Raw genomic sequence first — 12744 nt, forward strand, 5'->3', positions numbered from 1 at the left:
TGCAAAATGAAGCTTACCTCTTACTGGCTGGATACATCTCAGCCGTTCAATGATGGATCATCCAAACCTCTTGAAGGCCAGTACGACGTGGCCGTGGTGGGAGGCGGTCTGACCGGATCTTCCGCAGCACTGGCGCTTGCCAAGAAGGGCGCCCGGGTCGCCCTGCTCGAGGCCGAAACAATTGGCAACGCCGCATCCGGACGCAACGGAGGCATGTGCAACAACGGTTTTGCCCAGAACTACGCGATCATGGCCAGAAAGTACGGCACGGACGCCGCAAACACGCTTTACAAGGCTTTCGACGCCGGCGTCGATATGGTTGAGCGGATCATTGGGGAGGAGCAGATCGACTGCAGCTTCTCCCGAGTAGGCAAGCTCAAGCTTGCCGCCAAACCCGAGCACTACGACATGCTGGCGCGCAGCCAGGAACTTTTGGCGGCCAATGTCGATCCCGACGCGAGGATGATCGCCCGAACTGACCTGCACAGCGAGGTCGGAACCGACCGTTACCACGGCGGTCTGCTCTTTCCCAAGAGCGCCAACATGCATGTCGGCCGGTTCGTCCGGGGCTTGGCGACCGCAGCTGCGAAACGGGGCGCGGAGGTCTATGAACGCGCGCCCGTCCTGGCCATGTACAAGGTTCCCGCCGGGCATGAGGTAAGCACCCCCAGAGGCAAGATCGTTGCGCGGCAAGTCCTGCTGGCCAGCGGCATTTCCCAGGTTGGACCACTCGGATGGATCCGTCGCCGCATCGTGCCGGTCGGGGCCTTCCTGATTGTGACGGAACCGCTATCGCCCTCGGAGCTTGAGCGCCTGATGCCGGCCCGTCGCAATGTCGTCGACACGCGCAACCTTGTTGTCTACTGGCGGCTGACACCGGACAACCGCATGTTGTTCGGCGGGCGGGCACGCTTTGCGGCGTCCAATCCACAATCCGACGAAAAAAGCGGCCGGATCCTGAAATCGGCGATGGTCGACGTTTTTCCGGAACTGGCCGGCGGCCGGATCGACTACTGCTGGGGCGGCATGGTCGACATGACCCGCGACCGCCTGCCCCGCGCCGGAGAGCGCGACGGGATCTTCTACTCCATGGGCTATAGCGGCCACGGCACTCATATGTCGACGCTGATGGGCAGCATCATGACCGACGTCATGGACGGGCGTCCCGAGCTCAACCCCTGGAAGGATTTCGACTGGCCAGCGATCCCTGGATATTTCGGGCGTCCCTGGTTCCTGCCGATCCTCGGTGCCTATTACCGCATGAAGGACCTAGTACAATGATCGCGCCCCTCGAACACCTGTCCCGAAACGGCCACCTGGAGAAGTTCTTCATCGACGGCAAATGGCTTGAGCCGAGGGGCACCGCCAAGGGCGTTGTGGTGAATCCGGCCACGGAAGAGGTTGTGACCCAGATTCGGCTCGGAAACAGCGAGGACGTGGACGCGGCCGTTTCAGCGGCCCGTCGCGCGTTCACCACCTGGAGTCGTACCAAGCCGGAATACCGCGCGGGTCTGCTTGATCGCCTGCACACGATGCTTGAAGCGCGCAGCGAACTGCTTGCACAATGCATCACCCTCGAGATAGGTGCGGCGATCGGATATGCGCGCACCGCGCAGGTGCCCCTAGCGATGGCCCATGTGGAGGTCGCTCGCGATGTCCTGGAAGCCTTCCCCTTCGTCAAGCAGCGCGGCAGCACAGCCGTCACCCACGAACCGATCGGCGTCTGCGCAATGATCACTCCGTGGAACTGGCCACTTTACCAGATCACGGCCAAAGTTGCGCCGGCGCTCGCAGCAGGCTGCACGGTCGTGCTGAAGCCAAGCGAGCTTTCTCCTCTAAACGCCCTTCTGTTCGCTGAGGCGATCGAGGAGGCTGGGTTCCCGGCCGGGGTTTTCAACCTCGTCAATGGCGACGGCCCATGCGTCGGCGCTGCTCTGGCCTCCCATCAAGATGTCGACATGATCTCCATTACCGGCTCTACCCGAGCGGGCATCGCGGTGGCAGAGGCAGCCGCCCCGACTGTCAAGCGCGTCGCGCAGGAACTCGGCGGCAAGTCGCCGAACGTGATCCTACCGGACGCCGACCTCGATCGCGCCGTTTCTTTGGGCATAGCCGCTGCGTTTCGCAATCTCGGCCAGTCATGCAGCGCGCCGACGCGAATGATTGTCCCGCGCGCGCTGCTTTCCGAGATCGAGTCACTTGCCAAAAGGGCCGCAGATGAAATCGTCGTGGGCGATCCTCTCTCGGAGACCAGCACCCACGGCGTGATCGCCAACCGAGCCCAGTTCGACCGGATCCAAACCATGATCAGGGTCGGCATTTCAGAAGGCGCAAAGCTCATTGCCGGCGGAGAGGGCCGTCCGGGCAGTCTGAATGTCGGGCTCTACGTTAAACCGACGATTTTTTCCGAGGTGCGTACCGGCATGCGCATAGCCCAGGAGGAGATCTTCGGGCCGGTTCTTTGCCTCATCCCCTACGACACCGTGGAGGAGGCCGTCACCATCGCCAACGATACTGTTTACGGCCTGGGAGCGCATGTGCAGGGCAAAGATATGAACATCGTCAAGGATGTCGCGTCACAGATCCGCTCCGGACAAGTGCACCTCAACTACCCGGCCTGGGATCCACACGCTCCGTTTGGCGGCTTCAAGCAATCTGGAAACGGACGCGAATACGGCATCGAAGGCATGTTGGAGTATCTTGAGGTCAAGTCCATCCTCGGCTTTTTCTAAGCGGCATCTTCGCCGTTGCTGAACGCGCAGCCAGAACCGCGGCGGTTATTGTGCCTGTATCGTCCCTGCCGGACACGGTGCTGGTTCCAGCCGCTGTCATGCGTTTCGAGCGTCGGCATCACGCAGCACGCGGCGGCGGTTTCCCCGAGCCGCCGATCAATCACCTGAGGACACGTCGTCTGAATTCCGAATTGCCATCGGAGTGCCGCCGTAGAGAATCTGCGGCCCGTCATGCTGGATCCGAATAATGCTCTGCTGTGCCGGGCGAGTTCAGAAGAATCTATCGGTCAAACGGTCGTAAGCTTCAGTATCAGCAACGATCAACTTGGAGAAATTGCCATGGAACTCATCATCAGCATGCCGATCCTCCTCGCTTTTGCCACTCTTCTTCTGACGCGAACGCCCGGATCCGACATGGTGTTTTCGGCCAGCCGGGCCGATCAAGGAAAGACAATCATCTAGGCCCTGCGAATCGCTCGTTCGCGCGCCGGGTGGAATGGCCATTACTTGGAATGAGGGAAGCATGAACGAGAAAATCTACGTCGCGTCGCGCGATAACAAGAACCGCACGCTTGTCGACAACGAGACCTATCTCAGATGGTATGCGGAGAGCATCGCAGACCCGGCTAAGTTCTGGGGTGAACATGGCAAGCGCATCGACTGGTTCAAGCCGTATACCAAGGTCAAGAACACCTCCTTCGAGGGCAAGGTTTCGATCAAGTGGTTCGAGGACGGCCTCACCAACGTCTCCTACAACTGTATCGACCGGCACCTGGAAAGGCGCGGCGACCAGGTGGCGATCATCTGGGAGGGCGACAACCCCTATGACGACAAGAAGATCACCTATCGCGAGCTTTACGACCATGTCTGCCGCCTTGCCAATGTGCTGAAGGCAAACGGCGTCAACAAGGGCGACCGCGTCACCATCTATATGCCGATGATCCCGGAAGCCGCCTACGCGATGCTCGCCTGCGCCCGCATCGGTGCCATTCATTCGATCGTCTTTGGCGGTTTCTCGCCCGACGCGCTGGCCGGCCGCATCGTCGACTGCCAGTCGACCTTCGTCATCACCGCCGACGAAGGCTTGCGCGGCGGCCGGCCGATCCCGCTCAAAGCCAACACCGACCAGGCGATCGACATCGCCAGGCAGAACGGCGTCGAGGTCAAATCCGTGCTGGTCGTTCGCCGCACCGGCGGCAAGATCAGCTGGTTTGCCGAACGTGACATCTGGTACCATCAAGCCGTCGCCGCGGTGAAAGCCGATTGTCCGCCGGCGAAGATGAAGGCCGAGGATCCGCTGTTCATCCTCTACACCTCCGGCTCGACCGGCAAGCCGAAGGGCGTGCTGCACACGACGGGCGGTTATCTCGTCTATGCCTCGATGACGCATCAATACGTCTTCGATTACCATGACGGCGATATCTACTGGTGCACCGCCGATGTCGGCTGGGTCACCGGCCATTCCTACATCGTCTACGGACCGCTCGCCAATGGCGCGACGACATTGATGTTCGAGGGCGTGCCGACCTATCCGGATGCCGGCCGGCTGTGGGACGTGGTCGACAAGCACAAGGTCAACATCTTCTATACGGCGCCGACCGCCATCCGCGCGCTGATGGGTCAGGGCGACGCCTTCGTCACCCGCTCGTCGCGCAAATCACTGCGCACGCTCGGTTCGGTCGGCGAGCCGATCAACCCTGAAGCCTGGGAATGGTACTATCACACCGTCGGCGAGGGCCGTTGCCCCGTGGTCGATACCTGGTGGCAGACGGAAACCGGCGGTATCCTGATCACCCCGCTTCCGGGCGCGACAGCCTTGAAGCCGGGATCGGCCACGCGTCCGTTCTTCGGCGTCCAGCCGCAGCTCGTCGATAATGAGGGCAAGGTGATCGAGGGCGCGGCTGACGGCAATCTCTGCATCATCGACAGCTGGCCCGGCCAGATGCGCACCGTCTATGGCGACCACGAACGCTTCATCCAGACCTATTTTTCCACCTACAAGGGCAAGTATTTCACCGGCGACGGCTGCCGCCGTGACGAGGATGGCTATTACTGGATCACCGGCCGCGTCGATGATGTCCTCAACGTCTCCGGCCACCGCATGGGTACGGCCGAGGTCGAATCAGCATTGGTCAGCCATGATGCGGTTTCGGAAGCCGCCGTCGTCGGCTACCCGCACGATATCAAGGGCCAGGGCATCTATAGCTACGTGACGTTGATGGTCGGCCAGCAGGGTTCGGAAGAGCTGCGCAAGGAGCTGATCTCCCATGTCCGCAAGGAAATCGGCGCGATCGCCTCGCCGGACAAGATCCAGTTCGCTCCCGGCCTGCCGAAAACGCGCTCCGGCAAGATCATGCGCCGGATTTTGCGCAAGATCGCCGAAGACGATTTCGGCTCTCTCGGCGACACCTCGACGCTGGCCGATCCGCACGTGGTCGATGATCTCATCGCCAACCGGCAGAATAGCTGACTGGAAGCGCTCTTTGGCTCACAACTCGTGGCGGCGCAACACACCGTAGCGTCAGCCCTCGGTGTTGAGCGCGAAATCGCTGCGGCGGATACTGCAGGTTATCGTGGGAATTATTGCCGACATCTTTTGCATTCTCAGCACCGTCGTTGTGGCCATCGAAAGCGGGCGGCGCTGCTGCAATACACGAGGGGTGACGTAAATTTTGGGAGCCGTCGCCGGGGCGCTGCCAGACCCGTCTGATGGCAGGCCAAGAGGCGGCCGGCTATCAAGGGAATTTGGCTTGGCAATCGCCGGGGCATCCTGCGTAGTTTGCGACGCCACCGCATTTCCTGCCGTTTCCGGAACGTGGTCGGGAATTTTGAAGCATTGGCTTGGTAGCACATCGAAATACGAGGCAAAACCACTATGACGTGCGGACGATGGGCCGCAGATCCATGAAAAAGGGCATTTCTCGCAGAGGTTCATTCGTCCCTTGAGACATCCAGCACGCGAAAAGCAAGGCCGAGCGGATTTACCGCAATGCGAATGCCCACCTCAAGAGAAAGAAGATTTCCGTTTATCTGCTCAATCTGCCCGGCTATTTCGTGCGCCAGGATGAGGGGATCAACAGCGATTAGATCGCCACTTCATGCGTGCCGAAAATAGTGAATGTCCGATCCGTAAATTCCTCCCGCCTGGAACTTGATACGTATCATTCCCTCTGCGAGAGGCGGCAGCTCGGTTTCGACAGGCGGACATCGCGTGGGCCGAACAATATTGCGGCAAGACTCGTAGTAGGCATTTGTATCCTCTCCCGCTGTTGTCCTATCGCTGCTCTAAACGCCGTTTCACGTTTTCAACCCCAAGTACGGGGCTTGTCAGAACTGGAAGACTGTGGGCCGTGCGCCGCACTGCACGAGCCATCGAGGCCTGCGCCAAAACGACCACATCGATCTTCTGCGACAGCTCTTCGAGAGCTTGGCGGATTTGCGCGTCATGGGCTTCGACGTCCCTGCCGGCGAGGAGTTGAAACGCTCCCTGAACAAGCACATGCTCAATCGCTACATCCTTGCCCGCCTCGGATGCCTGGCGCTTCAGCAGATCCACTGTCGGCATCAGCGTTGTGGATAAGGTCGCCAGGACGCCTATGCGGTTTCCATGCTCGACGGCGGCTTTGGCCATGCCTTCATCAATACGGAACAGCGGCACAGGGCAAAGCGGCGCAATGGCATCGACTGCCGGTCCGAGAGTCGAGCACGTGACGACAATCGCATCTGCCCCGGCGTCGACTGCCGACCATACGTAGGTAGCGAGCCTTCGTTTCGTCAGATCGGATAGCGACCCGCGCTCAATGGTATCCCTCAAGAGGCTCTCGTCGAGGATCGCGAACGGCTTCCAGTCGGGCAAATGTTCTTTGGCGAGGCCCTCGAACTCGGAAACAAGGCCGGAAACCGTATGGATGAAAGCCAGCTTTCTGGCGGAAGCGCTCGTAGTTTGGATTGACATATGATTTTCCATCTAGTTGCCGGGAGCTGAGTTGGCGGAACTGGATGTTTGGACCAGTTCATCAACCTGGTCCCGCGTGCGAATCCTCTTCTGGCGGCCTTCCAGCAGAGGTTTACCAGTTTCTTCCAGTTCCTCGGCTCCGAAGACGGCGCTCTCCAGGTCTTGGGCTGTAATACCGAGCCATGATTTGCCAGAAGGACCGCGGCATAGTTGCTACGAAGACCGCGGATCATCTTCCCCATCTTCTGATCGCCCGGCCGCACCTATCCGCGACCGTCAGGTCCTGCAGTGCGAGCTCCCTGTGATGCTGCGGCCAGACCCGCAATCGCTCAGCGCTCTTTTCTTTGCTGTCGCTACGCGGCTAAATTGCATCAGAAGTCGCCAACTTTAATTTTCGATCTGTCCGTGAAGCGCGACAGGCGGAATGGAGTCGGATTGATGCTTGCCGCGTCGCCCGCGACCAGATCCGCCGCCAGATGGCCAATGCCAGGGCCGGCGCCGAAGCCGTGTCCGGAACAGCCTGCGGCGACGAATACTCCGCCAATGCTGTCCACCGGGGAAATCACGGGTACGGCGTCCGGTGTGGAGTCGATATACCCGCCCCAGGAGGACACGACGCCGGCATCGGCAACGGTGGGGAACATGGCTTTTACCCGCGTCATGATGGTTGCCAACATTCGCTTGTCCGGAGCGGGATCGAGGACGCGGATGCGCTCAAAGGGGGTTGGCCTGTCGAGATGCCAGCGACGGAGGGAGTCCGGGCCCTCGAAGAACGAGCGACCTATGCCGATCTCGACGGCCTTCAGCCGTTTGATGAACATCGGCAGAAACGGGCGGACATAGCGGATCCCCTGCGGCGTGATCTCAAGGGTCGCCCTGCCGCTGACCGCGATCGTGTAGCTGCCATCGAGCCGGCGCGTCATGGCAAAGTCGGAAGTATAAACTGCCTCGCCAAAATCCGGTGCAGGACCGGTCCGCAAGGCGGTCTGACGGACGCTGGCCTGCGGCAGCGAAACCGCATGCATGCGCAGGAAAGCAGATGCCCAGGCACCGGCGGCACATAGGACCGCGCTGGTGCGGATAAGGCCTTTCTCGGTGACGACGCCGGTCACTTGACCATTGGTGGTATCCAGGCCGCGTGCCGCGCAGTTCTGATGAATGGTCGCGCCATGCATGCGCGCACCCTCGGCGATGCGAGGAGCGGCGAGCCAGGGTTCGGCCTTGCCGTCGTCAGCTGCATGGACACCGCCCAGCCATTTGCGGCCGCCAGCCGCAGGAACGGCGGCAGCGGCCTCGTCGGCCGTAAGCATCCGCGTATTGACGTCGAACCGTCGGGCAACCTCGCGCCACTTGTCCCATTCGGCGAGCTGCGTTTGATCGGCGGTCGCATAGATAAGCCCGCAACGGCGAAAGCCAAGGTCATGCCCGATCTCTTTGGTGAGCTCTTCCCACAGCCGTAGCGCCAGATTGGCAAGCGGCAACTCACGTGCGTCGCGGTTCTGCCGACGGCACCAGCCCCAGTTCCGGCTCGACTGTTCGCAGCCGACATACCCCTTTTCGATAAGCGCCACCGACAGGCCGCGCCGTGCCAGGAAATAGGCCGCGCTGGCGCCGACAATCCCACCGCCGATTACCACGACGTCTGCTGACTTGGGTAGAGTTTCATCGCTGCTGATGTGGTGGATCAAAGGGGACATGGGGGCCTCGGAGTCAATGATCGTGGCAGTATCGCGAAACGGTGCCGTAGAATGCACTGACTGCAGCGGCATTTCGGTATTTTGCACCGAATATCGCCGGCATTCGGCAAGTAACGCGGAAAAGGCGTTTTTATCGTCGTCAAGAGCTGAGGCGCTGCCGTGATCGACGATTTATAATCAATGTCGTAATTTCTTGAGAGGTTCCATAAATCGCCTTATCCCTCGCAACCTCCAAGGGACTTTTACAAGTCTCCGCAACCAAACCAATCTGCGGTGACCAGATCCAGTGGGAAGCCGTTCGACGGAATGACCATCGGTGCTCCCGTTTATCGGACCAGCCAGCCGCCATCGACGGGCAGGATGGTTCCAGTCACATAGCTGGAGGCCGGCGCCGCGAAAAACAGGATCGATGTGGCGAGATCGTCCGGCGTGCCCCATCGACCCATCGGGATGCGGGCGGAAATCTGGGCATTGCGGTCGGGGTCGTTGCGCAATGCCTCGGTATTGTCGGTTGCCATGTAGCCGGGGGCGATGGCGTTGACGGTGATGCCGTGCGGCGCCAGTTCGTTGGCCATCGCCTTTGTCAGCCCGGCAATGCCGTGCTTGGACGCGGAATAGGCGGGCACGCGGATGCCGCCCTGGAAGGTCAGCATGGAGGCGATGTTGACGATGCGTCCCTTCCGTTTCGTTTCGACCATGTGGCGGGCGACCGCCTGCGACAGGAGAAAGGCCGCCTTCAGATTGACGTCGATGACATCGTCCCAATCCGATTCGGCGTAATCGAGCAGGTCGGCGCGGCGGATGATGCCCGCATTGTTGATAAGAATGTCGATGCCGCCGAAGGCCGCCACGGCCTCGGCGACCACCGCTTTCGCCTCGAACCTTTTCGAGAGGTCGACCTCCAGCGCCTGAAAGCGGCGGCCGGCCTGCCGGACGCGTTCGGCTGTTTCCGGCATGGGCGAAGAGCCGAGCGCGACGATGTCGGCTCCGGCAGCGGCGAGCGCCAATGCCATGCCCCGGCCGAGGCCTGTTCGTGCGCCGGTGACCAGCGCGACTTTTCCGGAAAGATCAAACAGCATGGTCAAGGCGCAAGCCCTTCTCGTTGAACAGATGAAGCGGTGCTGCCGAGAGTGACAGGCGCAGTTCGGTCCCCGGCGTCAGGCTGTGCTGGCCGGGCGCCACCACCAGAATCTTCTGGCCCGCGACGTCGGCGTGGATCACGGTTTCGGAGCCGAGCGCTTCGACGAGCTTGATCCTGGCCGCCATGCCGGATCCGTCGCTGCCGACTGCAATGTGCTGGGGGCGGACGCCGATAGTGATGCGCGAGCCGCCGGTGACGTTAGCGCCATTGACCGGAAGCTCGATCCGGTGACCGCCGGTCAAGGCTGCAACGGCTTTCCCGGACTGCACGGATTCGACGGTTCCCTCGAGGAAGTTCATGTGCGGCGAGCCTATGAAGCCGGCGACGAAGCGGTTTGCAGGCGAATTGTAGAGTTCGAGCGGCGTGCCGATCTGCTCGATACGGCCGGCGCGCAGCACGACGATCCGGTCTGCGAGGGTCATCGCCTCGACCTGGTCATGCGTGACATAGATCATCGTGGCGGAAAGCCGCGCATGGAGGGCAGCGAGCTCGGCGCGGGTGGAGCCGCGCAGCTCGGCGTCGAGGTTGGACAGCGGCTCGTCGAGCAGGAAGGCGACGGGCCGGCGCACGATGGCGCGGCCAATGGCGACACGCTGGCGCTGGCCACCCGAGAGCTGCCCCGGCCGCCGGTCGAGATAGGCGTCGATCTCCAGCATGCGCGCGGCTTCGGCGATGCGCTGGGTGATCTCGGCCTTCGGCATCTTGGTGTTTTCCAGGCCGAAGGCGAGGTTCTGGCGCACGCTCATGTGCGGATAGAGCGCATAGGACTGGAACACCATGGCAAGGCCACGATCGGCCGCCGGGGTATCGTTGACCACCTTGCCGTCGATCGCAAGTTCCCCGCCCGTCGGCTTTTCCAGCCCGGCGATAATGCGCAGCAATGTCGACTTGCCGCAGCCGGACGGGCCGACGAAGACGACGAGTTCGCCATTGGCAATCTCCAGGTTGATGCCGTGAATGACGTCCACCGCCCCGAAGGATTTCGTCACATTGGTAAGCTTGATATGACCCATGACGGCCTCCTCTATTTCAATCCGGAGCCGGCGATGCCGGTGGTGATGAAGCGCTGCAGGAAGATGAAGACGAGGACGACGGGGATCATCGTCACGACCGTCATCGCAAGAATGAAATGCCACTGCACATTCAGCTCGCCGGAATAGATGCTGAGGCCCACCTGCAGCGTATAGAGTTCCTTGCGCGACAGCACGATCAGCGGCCAGAGGAAGTCGTTCCAGCGCCAGACGACGGAGAAGATCGCCAAAACGGCAAGCGCCGGTGCCGTCAACGGCAGGACGATGCGCCAGTAGATCTGCCATTCCGATGCCTTGTCCATGCGGGCGGCGTCGAGCAGTTCGTCGGGGATGGACAGCATGTACTGGCGCAGGATGAACACGCCGGTCGGCGTTGCGACCGTCGGCAGGATCACGCCCCAGAGATTGTTGAACAGGCCGAGCGCCGAGACGATCGAATAGAGCGGCACCATGATGACCGACAAGGGCACCATCAGCGTGGCAAGGATCAAGAGCATGGCGAATGTCCGTCCGCGGAATTCATACTTGCTGAGTGCAAAGGCGGCCATGGAGTTGACGACAAGAGTGATGAGCGTCGCTGTCACCGTCACGAAGACGGAGTTCCAGAGATAACGAACGAAATCGAAATGGGTGAAGGGTTCGGTATAGTTCTGTGTCGCGAAGGACATCTCGCGGACCGGCGTGCGCTCCGCGATGTTGACCTTGATGATCTCGCCGGGCTTTTGCGGGTCGACCATCTGGCTGACGATGCCGATGCGCCGGACTTCGGCGAGCGTCGCCTTTGTGCCGTCGGGCAGGGTCGCCTCGTAGAGATCGAGCGGCTTGTCATAACCATCGACTGTCACCTTCTGCGTGACGTAGGGCAGGATGGTGGGCGGAAACTCTGCGAGTGCAGCCGGTGTCTTGAAGGACGATCCGACGAGCCAGACGGCGGGGCCGAACATGACGAACAGGCCGCCAATAAGCCAAAGCCAGGTCACGACGTCCGTCCAGTGCCAACCCTTGCCGCCCTTGCGGCGAAAGACGAATTCCGCGACCCGGCTCATTTGCGGGCTCCCTTCTTTTCACTGGACCGGCTGAGGCTGAGCTGCAGCAAAGTGAGCACGACGAGCACCACGCCCATGAGGATCGAGGCGGCTGCGGCAAGCCCGGGGTTGCGCAACTGCGCGGCAAAGCCGGTCTCGTAGATGTACTGGGTGAGATAGAGCGTGCTGGTGCCCGGTCCGCCACCGGTCAGGACGTAGATCTCATCGAAGATCTGCACCGCCTTGATCAGGACGAGGACGACGACGACGAGCAGGTTGGGTGCAAGCAGCGGCATGGTGATGCGCCAAAAAGCGCGCGCCGGCCGCGTTCCGTCCATTTCGGCGGCTTCATAGAGGTCTTTCGGGATAGCCTGAAGACCAGCCAGAAGGATCAGCGTGTAGAAGCCCATATGCGCCCAGATCGACACGCCGACGGTGGCGGCAAAAGCCCAGTTGCGGTCGTTCAGCCATGTGTAGGGTTCGAAGCCGAAGCCATAGAGGCTGAAGTTCAAGAGGCCCTGGCGCTGCAGGATCCACTTCCAGATGAGGCCGACAACTACCGGTGACAGCAGCACCGGGAAGAAGAACACGGCACGCCAGAAGCTGCGCGCCATCAGGTCGCGGTTGAGGATCAGGGCCGTGATCAGCGACACGATGATCATCAGCGTGACCTGCAGAATGACGAACCAGCCGGTATTGCCGACGGCGGTCCAGAAGGTGTCCTCGGTGCAGCTGTTCGCATTGAGGTAGTTGGCGCAGTCGAACAGCCGGGCATATTGATCGCCGCCGACGAAGCTGCGGTCCGCCAGGAAAAGGGCGGTGCCGCCGGTCATCGAATAGGCGAAGTTGATGAAGAACGGCAAAAGCACGAAGATGCCGAATATCAGCATGTTCGGCATGAGGAAAAAGGCAGCCATGCCGCCGATTCCGAAGACCCGTTGGAGCCATCGTAGCGGTGCGTCGACAATACCCATCGCAAACCGTACCGGAACCATGATTGTGTCGCCAGGGCCGGGGCTGGCTCGTTGTGGAAGTTCTGCCTGCATAGTCTGGCCTCCTGCCCACGCTGATAGCGGTTCGCCATGCCGGCGAAGCCGGTAATCAGGTCCATATTTCCATTGCGGTGTTGGCAAACAGTCTTATGCCGGCGGCGTCGCATGGCT

Annotated in this window: 11 protein-coding genes; 4 read left to right on the top strand and 7 right to left on the bottom strand. The window is 61.1% G+C overall.

The genetic code is table 11. The features are described 5' to 3' along the window. Positions 1-6 precede the first annotated feature (6 nt). The 4 genes from ACSQ2Z_RS05845 (at position 7) to acs (ending at position 5202) form a co-directional block, all read left to right on the top strand. Positions 7-1281: an NAD(P)/FAD-dependent oxidoreductase gene (locus ACSQ2Z_RS05845; protein ID WP_436080316.1), complete on the top strand. Its 1275-nt coding sequence runs from the start codon at positions 7-9 to the stop codon at positions 1279-1281. Further along, entirely contained in the window at positions 1278-2732 is a 1455-nt protein-coding gene (locus tag ACSQ2Z_RS05850; RefSeq protein ID WP_436080317.1) for an aldehyde dehydrogenase family protein, read from the top strand. The genes ACSQ2Z_RS05845 and ACSQ2Z_RS05850 overlap by 4 nt, the downstream gene beginning before the upstream one ends. Before the next feature lie 231 nt (positions 2733-2963). Continuing rightward, entirely contained in the window at positions 2964-3194 is a 231-nt protein-coding gene (locus tag ACSQ2Z_RS05855; RefSeq protein ID WP_436080318.1) for a hypothetical protein, read from the top strand. 61 nt (positions 3195-3255) lie between these two features. Further along, a complete protein-coding gene (gene acs, locus ACSQ2Z_RS05860; RefSeq protein ID WP_436080319.1) occupies positions 3256-5202 on the top strand; it encodes an acetate--CoA ligase in 1947 nt (648 codons plus the stop codon). Between the two features lie 51 nt (positions 5203-5253). Here the strand turns inward: acs and ACSQ2Z_RS05865 are convergent, their stop codons facing one another. The 7 genes from ACSQ2Z_RS05865 to ACSQ2Z_RS05895 all read right to left on the bottom strand — a co-directional run bounded on the left by ACSQ2Z_RS05865 (position 5254) and on the right by ACSQ2Z_RS05895 (position 12627). Further along, entirely contained in the window at positions 5254-5667 is a 414-nt protein-coding gene (locus tag ACSQ2Z_RS05865; protein ID WP_436080320.1) for a hypothetical protein, read from the bottom strand. Positions 5668-6006: 339 nt separating this feature from the next. Beyond that, positions 6007-6687 (bottom strand): aspartate/glutamate racemase family protein, encoded by a 681-nt coding sequence (locus tag ACSQ2Z_RS05870; protein ID WP_436080321.1) that lies wholly within the window; start codon positions 6685-6687, stop codon positions 6007-6009. 371 nt (positions 6688-7058) lie between these two features. Beyond that, complete coding sequence (locus ACSQ2Z_RS05875; RefSeq protein WP_436082995.1) at positions 7059-8384, bottom strand: NAD(P)/FAD-dependent oxidoreductase; 1326 nt, start codon at positions 8382-8384, stop codon at positions 7059-7061. Between the two features lie 326 nt (positions 8385-8710). Further along, positions 8711-9463 carry a 2-dehydro-3-deoxy-D-gluconate 5-dehydrogenase KduD gene (kduD, locus tag ACSQ2Z_RS05880; RefSeq protein WP_436082996.1) on the bottom strand — a complete coding sequence of 251 codons (753 nt, stop codon included), beginning with the start codon at positions 9461-9463 and terminating at the stop codon, positions 8711-8713. After that, a complete protein-coding gene (locus tag ACSQ2Z_RS05885) occupies positions 9453-10538 on the bottom strand; it encodes an ABC transporter ATP-binding protein (protein WP_436080322.1) in 1086 nt (361 codons plus the stop codon). Before ACSQ2Z_RS05885 ends, kduD begins: the two co-directional genes overlap by 11 nt. An 11-nt stretch (positions 10539-10549) precedes the next feature. Then, positions 10550-11602 (bottom strand): carbohydrate ABC transporter permease, encoded by a 1053-nt coding sequence (locus ACSQ2Z_RS05890; protein ID WP_436080323.1) that lies wholly within the window; start codon positions 11600-11602, stop codon positions 10550-10552. Next, on the bottom strand, positions 11599-12627 hold the full coding sequence (locus tag ACSQ2Z_RS05895; RefSeq protein WP_436080324.1) for a carbohydrate ABC transporter permease: 1029 nt from the start codon (positions 12625-12627) through the stop codon (positions 11599-11601). Before ACSQ2Z_RS05895 ends, ACSQ2Z_RS05890 begins: the two co-directional genes overlap by 4 nt. Positions 12628-12744: the final 117 nt, after the last annotated feature.

It is taken from the genome of Pararhizobium sp. LjRoot235 (genome assembly GCF_964254145.1).
In the GTDB taxonomy this organism is placed as follows: Bacteria; Pseudomonadota; Alphaproteobacteria; order Rhizobiales; family Rhizobiaceae; genus Pararhizobium.

Bases quoted from the DNA above. Each gene is read 5' to 3' on its own strand.
- ACSQ2Z_RS05865 (WP_436080320.1), bottom strand. From the start codon at position 5,667: ATGAACCTCTGCGAGAAATGCCCTTTTTCATGGATCTGCGGCCCATCG.
- ACSQ2Z_RS05850 (WP_436080317.1), top strand. From the start codon at position 1,278: ATGATCGCGCCCCTCGAACACCTGTCCCGAAACGGCCACCTGGAGAAG.
- ACSQ2Z_RS05845 (WP_436080316.1), top strand. From the start codon at position 7: ATGAAGCTTACCTCTTACTGGCTGGATACATCTCAGCCGTTCAATGAT.
- ACSQ2Z_RS05890 (WP_436080323.1), bottom strand. From the start codon at position 11,602: ATGAGCCGGGTCGCGGAATTCGTCTTTCGCCGCAAGGGCGGCAAGGGT.
- acs (WP_436080319.1), top strand. From the start codon at position 3,256: ATGAACGAGAAAATCTACGTCGCGTCGCGCGATAACAAGAACCGCACG.
- ACSQ2Z_RS05870 (WP_436080321.1), bottom strand. From the start codon at position 6,687: ATGTCAATCCAAACTACGAGCGCTTCCGCCAGAAAGCTGGCTTTCATC.
- ACSQ2Z_RS05875 (WP_436082995.1), bottom strand. From the start codon at position 8,384: ATGTCCCCTTTGATCCACCACATCAGCAGCGATGAAACTCTACCCAAG.
- kduD (WP_436082996.1), bottom strand. From the start codon at position 9,463: ATGCTGTTTGATCTTTCCGGAAAAGTCGCGCTGGTCACCGGCGCACGA.
- ACSQ2Z_RS05895 (WP_436080324.1), bottom strand. From the start codon at position 12,627: ATGCAGGCAGAACTTCCACAACGAGCCAGCCCCGGCCCTGGCGACACA.
- ACSQ2Z_RS05885 (WP_436080322.1), bottom strand. From the start codon at position 10,538: ATGGGTCATATCAAGCTTACCAATGTGACGAAATCCTTCGGGGCGGTG.
- ACSQ2Z_RS05855 (WP_436080318.1), top strand. From the start codon at position 2,964: ATGCTGGATCCGAATAATGCTCTGCTGTGCCGGGCGAGTTCAGAAGAA.